The organism is Colwellia sp. PAMC 21821 (assembly GCF_002077175.1).
Classification (GTDB): domain Bacteria; phylum Pseudomonadota; class Gammaproteobacteria; order Enterobacterales; family Alteromonadaceae; genus Cognaticolwellia.
Genome location: NZ_CP014943.1, coordinates 4,681,226 through 4,695,631, shown reverse-complemented (window position 1 = coordinate 4,695,631; position 14,406 = coordinate 4,681,226). Strand labels below are relative to the sequence as shown.

At 39.0% G+C, this 14,406-nt stretch carries 13 protein-coding genes; 7 read left to right on the top strand and 6 right to left on the bottom strand.

Annotated features, from left to right (window positions below; translation table 11 throughout):
* Positions 1-76: 76 nt before the first annotated feature.
* Positions 77-1,267 carry a urate hydroxylase PuuD gene (locus tag A3Q33_RS19620; protein WP_081181661.1) on the top strand — a complete coding sequence of 397 codons (1,191 nt, stop codon included), beginning with the start codon at positions 77-79 and terminating at the stop codon, positions 1,265-1,267.
* A gap of 415 nt (positions 1,268-1,682) precedes the next feature.
* Positions 1,683-2,309 carry a TetR/AcrR family transcriptional regulator gene (locus tag A3Q33_RS19615; protein ID WP_081181658.1) on the top strand — a complete coding sequence of 209 codons (627 nt, stop codon included), beginning with the start codon at positions 1,683-1,685 and terminating at the stop codon, positions 2,307-2,309.
* On the opposite strand, the gene A3Q33_RS19610 is transcribed toward A3Q33_RS19615, so the two are convergent.
* The 4 genes from A3Q33_RS19610 to bhcB form a co-directional block, all read right to left on the bottom strand.
* Entirely contained in the window at positions 2,306-3,172 is an 867-nt protein-coding gene (locus tag A3Q33_RS19610; RefSeq protein WP_081181656.1) for an urea transporter, read from the bottom strand. The two genes, A3Q33_RS19615 and A3Q33_RS19610, sit on opposite strands and share 4 nt — an antisense overlap.
* 207 nt (positions 3,173-3,379) lie before the next feature.
* The gene (gene bhcD / locus A3Q33_RS19605) at positions 3,380-4,378 is read right to left on the bottom strand and encodes an iminosuccinate reductase BhcD (RefSeq protein WP_081181653.1); all 999 of its coding nucleotides are present in this window, start codon (positions 4,376-4,378) and stop codon (positions 3,380-3,382) included.
* Between the two features lie 214 nt (positions 4,379-4,592).
* Positions 4,593-5,738 (bottom strand): 3-hydroxy-D-aspartate aldolase BhcC, encoded by a 1,146-nt coding sequence (gene bhcC / locus A3Q33_RS19600; RefSeq protein ID WP_081181651.1) that lies wholly within the window; start codon positions 5,736-5,738, stop codon positions 4,593-4,595.
* 50 nt (positions 5,739-5,788) lie between these two features.
* A complete protein-coding gene (bhcB, locus tag A3Q33_RS19595) occupies positions 5,789-6,766 on the bottom strand; it encodes a beta-hydroxyaspartate dehydratase BhcB (protein ID WP_081181648.1) in 978 nt (325 codons plus the stop codon).
* Positions 6,767-7,179: 413 nt separating this feature from the next.
* Between bhcB and A3Q33_RS19590 the strand changes: the two genes are divergently transcribed.
* The 3 genes from A3Q33_RS19590 to A3Q33_RS19580 all read left to right on the top strand — a co-directional run bounded on the left by A3Q33_RS19590 (position 7,180) and on the right by A3Q33_RS19580 (position 10,427).
* A complete protein-coding gene (locus tag A3Q33_RS19590) occupies positions 7,180-7,950 on the top strand; it encodes an IclR family transcriptional regulator (protein ID WP_081182814.1) in 771 nt (256 codons plus the stop codon).
* 149 nt (positions 7,951-8,099) lie between these two features.
* Positions 8,100-8,531: a GlcG/HbpS family heme-binding protein gene (locus A3Q33_RS19585; protein WP_081181644.1), complete on the top strand. Its 432-nt coding sequence runs from the start codon at positions 8,100-8,102 to the stop codon at positions 8,529-8,531.
* A gap of 459 nt (positions 8,532-8,990) precedes the next feature.
* Complete coding sequence (locus A3Q33_RS19580) at positions 8,991-10,427, top strand: NCS2 family permease (RefSeq protein ID WP_081181640.1); 1,437 nt, start codon at positions 8,991-8,993, stop codon at positions 10,425-10,427.
* Positions 10,428-11,289: 862 nt separating this feature from the next.
* Here A3Q33_RS19580 and A3Q33_RS19575 read toward each other — a convergent pair.
* Positions 11,290-12,222: a DHH family phosphoesterase gene (locus A3Q33_RS19575; RefSeq protein WP_081181638.1), complete on the bottom strand. Its 933-nt coding sequence runs from the start codon at positions 12,220-12,222 to the stop codon at positions 11,290-11,292.
* A 459-nt stretch (positions 12,223-12,681) separates the two neighbouring features.
* Between A3Q33_RS19575 and A3Q33_RS20670 the strand changes: the two genes are divergently transcribed.
* Entirely contained in the window at positions 12,682-12,858 is a 177-nt protein-coding gene (locus A3Q33_RS20670; RefSeq protein ID WP_155866813.1) for a DUF3545 family protein, read from the top strand.
* A 2-nt stretch (positions 12,859-12,860) separates the two neighbouring features.
* On the opposite strand, the gene A3Q33_RS19570 is transcribed toward A3Q33_RS20670, so the two are convergent.
* A complete protein-coding gene (locus A3Q33_RS19570) occupies positions 12,861-13,043 on the bottom strand; it encodes a hypothetical protein (protein ID WP_081181635.1) in 183 nt (60 codons plus the stop codon).
* Between the two features lie 17 nt (positions 13,044-13,060).
* Here A3Q33_RS19570 and A3Q33_RS19565 point away from each other — a divergent pair, with 17 nt between their 5' ends.
* Positions 13,061-14,365: an inosine/guanosine kinase gene (locus A3Q33_RS19565; protein WP_081181632.1), complete on the top strand. Its 1,305-nt coding sequence runs from the start codon at positions 13,061-13,063 to the stop codon at positions 14,363-14,365.
* The last annotated feature ends 41 nt before the right edge of the window (positions 14,366-14,406 follow it).

Below are 14,406 nucleotides of genomic sequence, written 5' to 3'. Positions count from 1 at the left end.
GCTTAGACTTAAAAAATAGTCACAACAACAATAATTAAAAGTTAAAAATTAAAGACTTTGGACACTAAGGAATATTATGGATCCGTATATTAATGAATGGCTAAATTTAGTCATTCGCTTTGCTCACCTTATTACCGGCATTGCCTGGATAGGTGCTTCTTTTTACTTTGTTTGGTTAGACAACCATTTAGAAACACCACCACAAGAAAAAGCCGATAAAGGCATTGGCGGCGATCTTTGGGCAATTCACGGTGGTGGCTTCTACGAAGTGGCCAAATATAAACTTGCACCACCAAAAATGCCAGCGACATTACACTGGTTTAAATGGGAAGCGTATACTACTTGGATCACCGGGTTTTTATTACTGTCATTGATGTTTTACGTCGGTGCCGAATCTTATTTAATTGATAAACGCGTTGCGGATTTATCGCAGATGCAAGCCATTTTATTAGGCCTTGGCTCTATTGTTGTAGGCGTCGGTATTTATGAATTTTTAGTCCGTACTAAGCTAAGAAACCATGGCATTATTTTAGGGTTAATCTTAATCGTTGTTGCTACAGCCTTGTCTTATGGTTTAACCCAAATATTTAGTGCGCGTGGTGCTTACATGCACATGGGCGCTATCATAGGTACTATTATGGCGGGTAACGTATTTTTCGGTATTATGCCGTCACAACGTGCCTTAGTTAAAGCGGTTGAAGAAGGTAAAGCGCCCGATCCAGCTTATGGCTTAAACGCGAAAGTGCGCTCGACTCATAATACTTATACTACCTTGCCAATTATCTTTATTATGATTTCAAATCATTACCCAATGACCTTTAATCATAGTGCTAATTGGTTAATATTAATTGCGATTATTTTGATCACTGCCGCCGTTCGCCAGTATTTTGTTTTACGCCATTTTGGTAAACAAAAACCACTAATATTAGTCGCCTCTGTAGTTGCTACGGTTGTACTAGCGGTTGCTATAGCACCTCGCTCAGTCGAAATCAGCGAAGCGCAACAGCAACAGGTTGTGACCAACGCACAAGTCACACAAATAATAGAGCAACGTTGCGGCTCATGTCATTCAGAAAAGCCTACAGATGATATTTTTACCATAGCACCGGCTGGTATCGTATTTTCTGATATCGACACAGTTAAGCAGTGGGCTCCTCGCATTCAAGCGCGGGTAATAGACGCTAAAGATATGCCATTTATGAATAAAACTGAAATGACAGACGAAGAGCGCACCACCTTAGCGATTTGGTTAGCGAAATTAAAATAGTATTTCGCTACCGAGTTTAAGGCACCGTTTTAAGGCACAGTTTTAAGGCACAGTTTTAAAATGTAGTTTACACAAAAGGCAGTTATATAAACTGCCTTTTTATCTTTCGCTTTTCGTTATTTATATTCTATAGAACCATGAAACATGTAGGTCGGGCTTCAGCCCGTCAAGCAATCTAGATAATGGTCAACGAAGATTTTATAAATTGCTACCTGTAGGCCCGACTTTAGCCCGTCAAAGCGGCTGCAGAAAAATACACAGCATACTTTAAAACATATTTTATGCTAACTAATGAGCGACCAGCAGATTAAAAAACGCTTTGTTTTAATTGGTGCCACGCGTTAAAAATGAAAAATATCAGTAGGGCTTTCGACTATATTTAGCGGTTAAAGGTCTTATTTTAATAGGAATTTTTGTGAGTAAAGACAAAGTATCAGAAGGTAGTATTCGACAAAAGAACAAAGCTATTATTTTCGACGCTGCGAAGAAAGAGTTTGTAACCTATGGTTTCAAAGGCGCGTCGATTAAACGTATAGCCGAGCGGGCGAATATAGCGCGAGCTAATATTCATTACTACTTTAAAGATAAAACCGACTTATATCAGCAATTACTCAGTAATATTATTGCCGTGTGGAATAGAGATTACGACACACTCAATATTGATAATGATCCTAAAGAAGTACTTAGCGCCTACATACGCGCGAAAGTCATGCACTCTAAAAATGATCCTGACGCCTCAAGAATATTTGCTAGCGAATTAATTCATGGTGCACCTGTGCTAAACGAATACTTAAATAATGATTTTAAAGTTTGGTTAAACAGTAAAGTTATGGTTATCGAGTCCTGGGTAAAACAAGGTTTAATTGACCCTGTAAATCCGCACCATTTATTATTCTTAATATGGAGTTCAACGCAACATTACGCCGACTTTAACGTGCAAGTTGTTGCTGCTCTTGATAAAGAAGCTATGAGTGACGATGACTTTGAGGCTGTGGTTACGTCGTTAACACAAATCATACTTAAAGGCTGTGGCATTGGCTAAGGGAGTTTATACACGCCGGTCATTTTCGACCGTATTGCGACAATTATCCAACTAACAAGTACAAATGGTGCTGTTAATGCAGGTATTGCGAGTAGTGTTAGCGCTTGAGAAAATAAAACACTGAGCAGTATGCCAAGAAAAATCAGGTAATGTTTGGTCTGGTATCGTTGTGCCAAGGTAATAGCAACAAGCGCCGCATTAAAGCCATAACCGCCGATTAATAAAGTACCTTCAGAATAACCTAAAGCACGAGCAATCAGCAGGCCCACTCCTGAGCCTATTACTCCCCAAATGGCCAACCTAGTTGAACTGACCAGCAGGGCAGCAAAGAATATCAGCCCTGAAAGCCAATAACTTTGAAACATCACTTGGCCTAAACCGCGAAATACCGTATAAAAATCAGCAATGTCATGCGTTGAAAACTGCTCAATCACGGGTTCTATATCTAAAACCTCAAGCACGAGTAAAATACACCATGTTGAGATAATAAAAGGCGCGGTAAAAATAGGGAATTTTGCACTATAAATTAGCATGATATGGCTAATCACAGTGGCTAACCATGCGCCAATTACAATGATCAAAAACGACAGTAAACTCACCGGTAAAAAGAACCACACCGCCGTACCAACTAGTGCGGCATTAAAACCATAAACACCTTGTTTAAGTAGTGCTGAATTATATCGGCATAGCTTAGCGGTGATAATACTGATCAAAACAGCAATTAATGCACCCAACAACATGGTCAATGAATTAATCGCAATACCAAGACAGAACAATAAGCCAGTTATGGTGTTTTTTTGCAGCATTACTTGAGAGAAACTACGAAAAATAGTCTTACTGATACGATTAATTTTGAGCTTCATGCAGGTTTAGGCCTAGTTTTATTAGCGCTTTAAAGAGTTGCGATATAAATTTTCTTGGTGAGAATTGCCAATGGGTATGAATATTATTGCGTAGCGCTTAAGCGTGTTTGTTAGTGAATTTTGTCGGCGTGGATAATATCACCGCCGACGCTATTTGCACTATAAATTAAAGCTAATTTTAACCTTAACTTTAACTTTAACTTTAACTTATAGAGAGAAATAGGTTGCTAAACCTTGCTCTTCAGCCAATTCAGCAGCAACCGAGGCTACGGCTAAATCTTGTAAGCCAACCCCTGTACCGTCGAATAAAGTAATTTCATCATCACTTGTTCTACCGGGCTTAACACCATTGATAACATCACCAATGGGCACAATATCGGCTTCTTTAATTAAACCAGCAGCAATAGCATGTTGTGCTTCACCTATGGTAATTGATTGTGCCAATTCATCCGTAAATACGGTTGCAGTGGCTAAAAGTGCAGCATCTACTTCTTGCTTACCTTTAGTATCGGTTCCCATACACGCTATGTGCGTACCAGGTTTAACCCAATCTTTATCGATTAAAGACTCAAATGCTGAAGTAATCGTAATAATAACGTCAGCTTGCGCGCAAAGCTCTTCACGGCTTAGTGCTTCAAATGGGATGTTCAGCTCTTTACAAACGTCAGCAAGATTACTCAGCTTGTCAGCATGTAAATTCCACCCAACAACTTTTTCAAAATTACGTTGCTCTAGCGCTGCACGTAATTGAAAAGTAGATTGGTGACCGGCACCGACCATACCCAATACTTTAGCGTTTTTACGTGCTAAATGGGCGATCGACACTGCAGAAGATGCAGCAGTACGAACGGCCGTTAAGTAGTTACCACCAACCAGAGATTTTAATTTCCCCGTATCAGGATCAAATAAAATAACCGTTGACTGATGATTCGTTAAACCTTTTTCTGTATTACCAGGCCAGTATCCACCAGATTTTAAACCTAGCACCATACCATCGCGATCAAAGCCTGATTTAAAACCATATAATGCATTTTCATGCCCTATGGCTTCGCGGATCACAGGGAAATTATAGGCAGTATTTTTTGCCATAGCAGCAAAAACACTTTCGACAGCAGTAAAAGCGTTATCACGTCCCACAATTTTTTGGCATACCGCTTCAGATATTACTGAAACGCCTTTGCTTTGATTGCTGGTTGAATGACTCATGTTTGTTTCCTTAAATAATGGGCCCTCTGAATAAAGGCTAAAGAGGGCAATGATATAAATTGTTGCTATATCACTGAACATTTAAAAAACGCCCAAAGGCTAATGTTAAAAGGGGGAGTTCGTTATCGCCGGTTGGGTGGCTTACTATAAACGACACTTTTAACATTTGCGCTAAGGGAGAAATATAAAAATTTTTATAAAATTAACGCTTAACTTAGAAAGCTTTACCACGTGCAGACACTGGCCATAAAACTTCTACTTTACCGTTACGTACACCAACATAGTAGTCATGAACGTTACAAGTAGGATCACAATGACCCGGTACTAGTTTTAATTTTTCATTAATTTTTAATGCGCCATTAGGATCTGAAATAACGCCATGTTCATCTGAACATTTGATGTATTCAACATCATCGCGGCCAAATATGTAAGGTAAACCACTGTCTACAGACTGTGCTTTAAGACCCGCATCACAAATCGCTTTGTCTGCTTTTGTGTGACTCATGACTGACGTTAAGATAAATAAAGCGTTTTCAAATTCAGATATATTTTTGCCATCTTTATCATGAATGCGTTGGTAATCAGCATCCATAAACGCATAAGAACCACATTGTAATTCATTGAATACGCCAGAGTTACCTTCAAAATAGTAAGACCCCGTACCGCCACCGCCGACAATGTCACACTCAAGGCCTTCAGCTTTCAGCATTTCAATGGTGCGCGATACCATGCCAATAGCAATATCAAGTTTCTCTTTACGTCCTTCGTAGCTTTCCATGTGCTGCATTGCACCTTGGTAAGCTTGAATACCAGCAAATTTTAAACCGGGTGTTGCATGTATCGCTTTAGCAATATCTACAACCGGTTGGCCTTCGCTAACACCACAACGACCAGCACCACAGTCAATTTCAACTAAACATTCAATTTCAGTACCGTGTTTTTTAACGGCTAGGGCAAGTTCTGCCACATTGTCAATATCATCTACACAACAAAGCGTACGAGCACCTAATTTAGGCATGCGGGCTAATCGGTCAATTTTCGCTGGATCACGCACTTGGTTTGATACCAGTACATCTTTAATGCCGCCGCGAGCGAACACTTCAGCTTCAGACACTTTTTGGCAACATACACCACAACTATCACCAAGCTTTTCTTGTAATAGAGCAATATCAACAGATTTATGCATTTTACCGTGTACGCGATGACGCACACCCATTTCTTTTGCATAGTTACCCATGGTTACAATGTTGCGCTCTAAGGCGTCTAAATCAACCACTAAACAAGGGGTTTGAATATCAGCTTCTGCCATACCAATTGCTGCGGGAACGTCGTAACCTACTTCTAAATTGCTTGTTGTCATTTTTATCTCCAAATTTCTGTTGTTATTTATTTTATGTCTTCGAACTGAATCTATTTATTCATCCATGGCAGTTTGTCTAAATCGACATTACCACCGGTAAGAATTACCCCAATACGTTTACCTTTGAATACTTCTGGGTGCTTAATAATAATGGCTAAAGTCACAGCACTACTTGGCTCTACTACTATCTTCATTCGGCTCCAAATAATTTTCATTGCCGCGATAATTTCATCTTCAGTCGCCGTTAAAATATCGGTTACGTGATTTTTCACAAAATGCCAGGTTAAATCTTTTAAAGGCACCTTAAGACCATCAGCAACGGTATCAGGAGCATCGTCAGCAATAATATGGCCGGCTTTAAATGAGCGCGCTGCATCATCAGCATTAAGTGGCTCTGCTGCATAAATTTTAATCGTAGGCGCAATAGTCGACAAAGTTAAACAAGTGCCTGATATCATACCGCCGCCTCCAATTGGCGCGACCACCATGTCTAAGTTTTCAACTTGGCTGGCTAACTCTTTTGAACAAGTTGCTTGGCCTGCAATGACCCGCGGGTCATTGTAAGGATGCACAAAATCAGCCCCCGATTTAGCCACAACATCGGCAAACACCGCTTCACGCGAAGTCGTCGAAGGTTCACACTCGATAATAGTGCCACCATAACCAATGACAGCGTCTTTTTTCGCTTGTGGGGCCGTTCTTGGCATAACAACCGTCACGGGAATACCGCGTCGACCGGCCGCATAAGAAAGCGATAACGCATGGTTACCTGATGAATGCGTAGCCACACCAATTTTTGCTGCCTCTTCTGATAAACCAAATACCGCGTTACATGCACCACGCACTTTAAATGCGGCGGCCTTTTGTAAGTTTTCACATTTGAAATACAGCTCGGCACCCGTTAGTTCATTTAAAAACCGCGAAGTTAAAACAGGCGTTTCATGAATATATGGCTTAATACGTTCATGTGCTTCGAGTACATCATCATAGGTTGGAATGTACATTTTATCTTGTGTTGAACTGTTCAAATTTAACTCCTCTTCTACCGGGTAATCGCTATTTATTAAACGATGACTATGTTTGAATAATGTTTAGTGTTTACCTAGTTTGTGTTTAATTGTTGGCACAGTTTGCTATGTGTTTTGCTATTAACCATAAAGGTAGGTTTAATTTCTAATTAATTCCACCTTATGGAAAATATAGACTTCAAGCAAACAAGATAGATTTCACAATGTGGAATATTGTTTTTTTATCATGAGTAATTCAAGTTATATTTGTTTTAATTCAAGGGTTTGAGTTTATGTTTGTTATTTGAAATTCTGATTTTTCATAATGTGAAATCAACATAACTCTGTTAGACTATTTATTTAGGTAGTTTTAGTTTTATATTTAATATAGAACTTGAACGAGTAGCGTAGTGAATACAATGGATAATAAAATCATGAAAAAGCATAAACCGGAATCTCGAATTCAAGTTATCGACAGAGCTGCGATGCTATTAGACGCCATCTCACGCTACTCTTTACCCGTAACACTTAAGGCGCTTAGTGCTGACACTAACTTAGCCCCCTCAACCGCTTTTAGAATTTTACATTCCTTAATCGATAACCATTTTGTTGATCGAGATACCGTCGGCAGGTATCAGTTAAGTGGTCGGCTAATACGTTTGAGCAGTAACCAAAGTAAAGATATAGATTTTCGTCAAGTTGCCATTCCTTATATGGAAAAATTACGCGATAAATTTGGTGAAACAATTAACCTAACCACCCGAGAAGGTGACGTGATTATTTATGTTGAAAAATCAATTCCGAACAGAATGATGCATGTACAGCAAATTATTGGTAGTCGAGCACCCTTGCACGTGACAGGTGTTGGTAAAATGATGTTAGGAAGAGAAGGCGTAGAAGGCATACGCGGTTACGCTCAACGGACAAACTTACCCACTTATACGCGTAAAACCTTTTCAAAGTTAGAGGCACTGGTAGATGAATGTCACGCGTGTGTTGAAAAAGGTTACGCCTTTGACAATGAAGAAGCTGAAATAGGCGTAGGCTGTATTGGCGTACTTTTATACGACAAATACGGTGAAGTTGTTGCCGGTTTATCTGTATCTGCACCTATTCAAAGACGAAAAGATGAATGGGTAAAACATTTAGTTAAAGCCGGTAAGTCAATTTCTATCGAGCTTGGTTATGTCGCGACTAAGGTATAAAAGGCGCTAGCATTATTGAATTAACCTGACATAACTGACTGCAATGTAATCGCATAAAAATTAACGTTAAATAGGGCGAACAAATACATAACATAGGGTATTTGTGCTTCCTATTTAGAGCAAATTTTAAAAACTAAAGAGTGAATACTATGTTAACAATAAATAGATTAAATCAATCAGAAGCTAAATTAATTATTGATGGAGCAGTAACTAAGGCTAAGGAATTCGGCATACCTATGTGTATTTCGGTGGTAGATGAGTCAGGCAATTTAATTGCTTTTGAACGTATGGACGGAGGGAAAATTCACAGTATTACACTTTCCCAAGATAAAGCGTTTACCGCCGCATCAGCCCGAAAGGGCACACATATATTTAATCAGGCTTGTATTCCTGGACATGAAAACAATTTATTTGGTATTCATACCGCGTTAGGTGGGCGTATGTGTATCGTTGGAGGTGGCCTACCCATTTTCTACAAAGACGAAGTTGTTGGTGGTATTGGGGTTAGTTCAGGCTCCCCAGAGCAAGACTTAGGTTGTGCGCAAGCAGGGGTTGATACCTTTAGCCGTATATCTTCGTAAAATAAGCTTACAGAACAATTAGTCAGCAGAAATGCTCGTGACTATTGCTTAAGTTTTAGCGAAACTTAACACTAATAACCCATGAGTGACTTTTCATTCATGGGTTTTTTCATGCTGAAAACTTACTAAATTAGTCGTAAAGGGAACTCTGCAGCAAAACTAATTTCTTGACACTATTGACAGGTTTTTAGGTTTAAGGATAGGATTGATGTGTTGCTCTGTAACAAGTAGACCTTAAAAATATAACAGGGCGGAGAGAAAAAATAGCTCACTAAAGTTAAATTTAAAAAATATTTATACACTGCCAGCGTTGTAAAAAAGGCAGAAAAACGTAAAAAGTTCTGATGTATTTTTTAGCAAAAGGAGTGAAGATTCATCAATATGTTGCAACAACATATGGGTCAAACTTTAGCATTATAAAAAATGCCCTAATTTAAAAACAACAAGAGAGTTCTAGTTATGGATCAAACTAGTAATACTGACCAAAAAAATACCAGCGAATTAACTTTTTTAGAACGTTTCTTTAAATTAAATTCGCATAATACCAACGTAAAAACAGAGCTTATGGCAGGTCTTACAACCTTTGTAACCATGTCATATATTATGTTTTTAAACCCGATTATTATGTCGAAAACCGGCATGCCGTTCGATGGTTTATTTCTTGCGACTTGTTTAGGCGCGGCTATTGCCACCATCATGATGGGCCTATATGCAAACTGGCCAGTAGGACTTGCACCTGGCATGGGGCTAAACGCCTTCTTCACCTTTTCTGTGGTTGGCTCTATGGGGTATAGCTGGGAAATTGCTTTAGGCGCAGTATTTCTTTCAGGGGTTATTTTCGTCTTTATGAGTGTCACTCGACTGCGAGAATGGATGCTTGACAGTATTCCCCTCAGTCTTCGACTTGCGATGACGGCAGGGGTTGGTTTATTCCTCGGTTTTATTGGCTTACGTTTCACCGGTATCGTTGTAGCCGATCCAGATAATATTGTTGCACTTGCTGACCTAACACATTTTGGCTTTGGTGAGTTCGGTCCAGAAGCACCAGCACTTGGCTTTTTAAGCTTTTTACTGATTGCCGTTTTGAGTTACCGAAAAGTATTTGGCGCGGTGCTAATTGGCATAGCAGTAACAACATTAATTGCCTTTATGATGACCTGGGTACTACCAACAGACTTCTTTGTTGTAGCAGAAGCGGCTAAGTCATTTGCACCCGCTACTGGTTTTGTAAGTTATAATGGCATGTTAGCCGTGCCGGACTTTTCTGCCCTTGAGCCGATACTTTGGAAAGCGGATATTGCCGGCGCTTTTCAAGTTGCGTTAATCCCCGTCATTGTTACTTTCTTATTTGTTAACATTTTTGATACCGCGGGGACCTTAATGGGGGTTGCTGAACGGGCTAATTTGCAAGATAAAAACGGCAAAATTGTTGGTTTAAGTAAATCGCTAAAAGCAGATTCAATTTCTTCTGTTATCGGTACCGCTTTTGGTTGCCCGCCGGTTACATCTTACGTAGAGTCTGCCGCTGGTGTTGCTGTTGGCGGCCGAACAGGCTTAACCGCCGTTACTATTGGTTTGTTATTTGCTGTCGGCATGTTCTTTTTACCGCTAGCGCAAATGCTACCTGGCTTCGCGGTTGATGGTGCCCTTATTTACGTTGCTATGTTGATGATGAGCTCTTTAAGAGGCTTAGATTGGGACGACTTAACCGAGTATGCACCAGCAGTAAGTACCACCGTTATGATGGCGTTTACATTTTCAATTGCTAACGGTATCGCTTTTGGTTTTATCACCTATACAGTGCTTAAATTAGGCTCAGGTAAATATAAAGATATATCGAATGGTGTTTGGGCGTTAACGGCATTATTTGTTGCTAAATTTATCTTCATAAATTAATTACAGCTTACTAAGATCAAAAAAGCCTTTCATTTGAAAGGCTTTTTACTTTCTCGTAATAGGTATAATGCAAATCTGCACAAAGCTATGATCTAATCAAAAATGTTATCAAAGTGGAGGCATATAAAGTGGGGTCAGATACACGTTAATTGATTTTGGTGGCTTTGGTAATTTTAAAAGAGGGAATGTTGAGCTCAGAGCTTGACCATCTTGCTCGTTTTAGAGGATACCAGGTAACTAAAATTTAATGTGTATCTGACCCTACTTTATTAAAACAGAACAAAGGTATTTCACCACCGAGGCACCGAGGGACTTCGTCCTACACCGAGAAGAGCAAAAAACATTAGGGTAAAGTCTTACAATAAAACCCCTTATCACCTATCACTAATCTCTTCTCCGTGTAGCGCACAGCGCCTCGGTGGTAGAGTCTCTGAGTCTTTAATCTCTTACTACGGGGCTACACAGAGTGATAGCAGCTATAAAAGTGCAAAAGAGCAAAGAAAACCCCTTATCAACGAATTTCACTAATTTAACGAATTAAACATCTTTTATCCTTAATTAGGAAGATTAGCGTAATTCGCTGACAATCCCTAAAAAAAACAACCAAAAAGCAAAAACATATAAAGTAGGGTCAGATACACATTAATTTATTCAGGTGGTTTTGGTCATTGTAAAAGAGGGGATGTTGAGCTCAGAGCTTGACCATGTTGCTGGTTTTAGAAGAGATCAGGCAACTAAAATTTAATGTGTACCTGACCCTACTTTATTAAAACCGACAAAGCCCTAAAAAAGTATTTGAAGCTCCCTATTAAAGAGTTTCAAATACCTGAGTTGATAGCGGCTGAGTGAGTGCTAAAAAATTTTAGCCATCAGCATTAATGGTTTTAATTAGTTCAGCAAGGCAAGCTTCGTTTTGCTCATGTGGCACTTGGCATGTACCCGCCGCATTGTGTCCGCCGCCATTATATTTCAACATTAATTCGCCAACATTTGTTTTTGAACTGCGATCGAAAATAGACTTACCAGTAGCAAAAACAGTATTTTGTTTTTTAAGCCCCCACATAATATGAATAGAAATATTACATTGTGGAAATAAGGCATAAATCACAAAACGATTACCGGAATAAATAATCACTTCTTCTCTTAAGTCCAGCACAACTAAGTTACCGTGAACGGTTGAGCAACGTTGTATTTGTTCTTTAAATTTTTCTTCATGTTCAAAGTAAAGATCAGTTCTTTCTTTTACATCGGGCAGGGCAAGTAACTCATCAATATTATGATCTTTGCCAAACTCGATTAAATCCATCATGAGCTCATAGTTAGAGATACGAAACTCTCTAAAACGTCCTAAACCGGTACGAGAATCCATAATAAAGTTTAGTAACTCCCAGCCTTTAGCATGTAACACTTCTTCCATATTAAATTGCGCAGAGTCACCTTTATCGACCGCTTCCATCATGTCTTTCCAACTTGCTGGAAAAGTTTCAGCGCCGCCGTAATAGTCATATACAACACGTGCAGCTGAAGGAGCATCAGGGTCTATTACATGATTATCGCGTTTTTTATTACGAATTGTTTCACTGTGATGATGGTCAAAAGCGATATGCACACCGTCAACAAAAGGTAAGTTAGTCGAAATGTCATCTGGACCTACAGCAATAATACCGTCTTGCATATCTTTTGGATGCACAAAGAGTATGTCGTCAACTAAGTTAATATGCTTGAGTAAAATGGCACAAACTAAGCCATCGAAATCGCTCCGAGTTACCAAACGATATTTTTTATTATCCGACATTTATTATCTCCAAGTAGCTAGAATTTTTTTGTTATACATCACTATATTGTTTATTTAAGCATAATTACAAGGGATTAATTAATAACACTGCGAACTTGTCGGTAATTAAAGAGCTTAAAATAAAAATCAAAATAAATTTTACCTTGTCAGAATGTTGTAGCGTTTGAAAGTCAAAGTCTTCGGGATACTTAAACAACACTTCCCTAAGAGCCGTTTATCTTTCTAAATAGGCTGTTAAGTAGTATAAAAAACATCACTAACTCAAAAATTTACTATTAAATACCCTATAGAATGAATTTAATTGAATATTTTTGTTATTGCTTTCAATGCGGTATTTAAAACAGAAAGCATCGTTAGAAACCAATATCTGTTACAGATATTAAAATTGTCATCTTTCATTACAATTACTGTCATATAAATTGATTAATTTAAAGAAAATTATCAATAGGAGTATTTGTGATGGAAACTAAAAATAGGCAAGAAGAAAACTTAAATGATATTGAAGAGTATTTTGACTATCAGAAGAAAAAAAACAGCAAACAAGCTAAGCGTAAATGGCGAGAAATAGAAGCCTTTAAGGAACAAAAAAGAATGCAGCGAGAAATGGCGTCTTATGATAGTTATGTAATGCACTAAACTTAAATTGCCGTGCAGCTAAAGGTAATTTCTAGAGCGCCAATTACTGGTAATACGTTGCCGTAGTTGGTGTGTTTAACTTTATTTAATGGCAATAAGCCAAACTTATCTACATTTCTCAGCAATTTCAGCTGATGTACTCTGGTCAAACCAAACAGCATTGCGGTATAATCCGTTTTTTGCATTAACCGTGTATCGCTTCATGAAGTTTCCTGGACGCCGTCAACATAGACATTATTTTCCTGTCGATAATAAAAACCCGTTAACAAACCAAGTAAATCCTAGCTCTAATGCCACGCAAAACTACATTGTGGGTATTGATCAGGTGCTGGTCGATATTGAAGCTAAAGTGGATCAAGCGTTTTTAGACGAATTTGATCTACACCGAGGTATGTCACAAGTTATATCAGACGAAGTTACACAGCGTCTTTATCAGCGCTTGAAAGATGAATCTTTAATTAATTATGAGTTTGCCGGCGGTACAATTGGCAATACCATGCATAATTACTCAGTACTCGCAGATGACCGTTCAGTTTTACTCGGTGTTATGTCGAAAAATATTCATGTAGGAGACTACGCGTATCGATTCATTAGTAATACCTCTTCACGCGTTGATTTAAACTATCTACAACCGGTTGATGGTCCCATTGGTCGTTGTTTTACCTTAATTGACGATACGGGCGAACGTACCTTTGGTATAAATGCAGGCTTAATTAACCGTTTACATCCTGACTCTATTGACGAGTCATTAATCGCTGGCGCATCGGCGCTTGTGATCAGCTCGTATCTTATGCGCACTCAACCTGGCGATACCATGACAGAAGCTGCTGTTAAAGCGGTAAAATGCGCCAATGCTGCAGGTGTTCCGGTTGTTTTAACTTTAGGTACTAAGTTTTTAATAGAAGAAGAACCTGAATTCTGGCGTGATTTCGTGCAAAAGTATGTCAACATTCTCACCATGAATGAAGAAGAAGCTTTAGCTATTACGGGTATTGAAGACCCACTGCTCGCGGCGAATAAATGCCTTGATTGGGTTGATATGGTCATATGCACTGCCGGCAAAGATGGCTTATACATGGCCGGTTATGTTGATGAAGCGTTCAAACGTGAGAGTGAATACCCATTATTATCTGGCGAAATTCACGAATTTAATCGTTATGAATATTCTCGCCCAATGCTCCTAAACGACTGCAAAGAACCTACACGAATTTATACCCATTCTGCGCCATACATGGGCGGGCCTGAAAGTATTAAAAATACCAATGGTGCTGGCGATGCCGCACTTGCGGCGATATTGCATGATTTAAGTGCCAATGTTTATCACAAAAACACGGTTGCTAATTCGAGCAAACATGAGCAACCGGCTTTAACGTATTCGTCGTTATCGCAAATGAGTAAATATGCCAATCGAGCCAGTTATGAAGTGTTAGTACAACATTCTCCGCGTTTATCTCGTGGATTACCAGAACGCGAAGATAGCTTAGACCAAGCCTATTGGGCACAGTAGTTCAATAACTAGTTTAAATTAAAAGCCAGTAGTGTTGAACG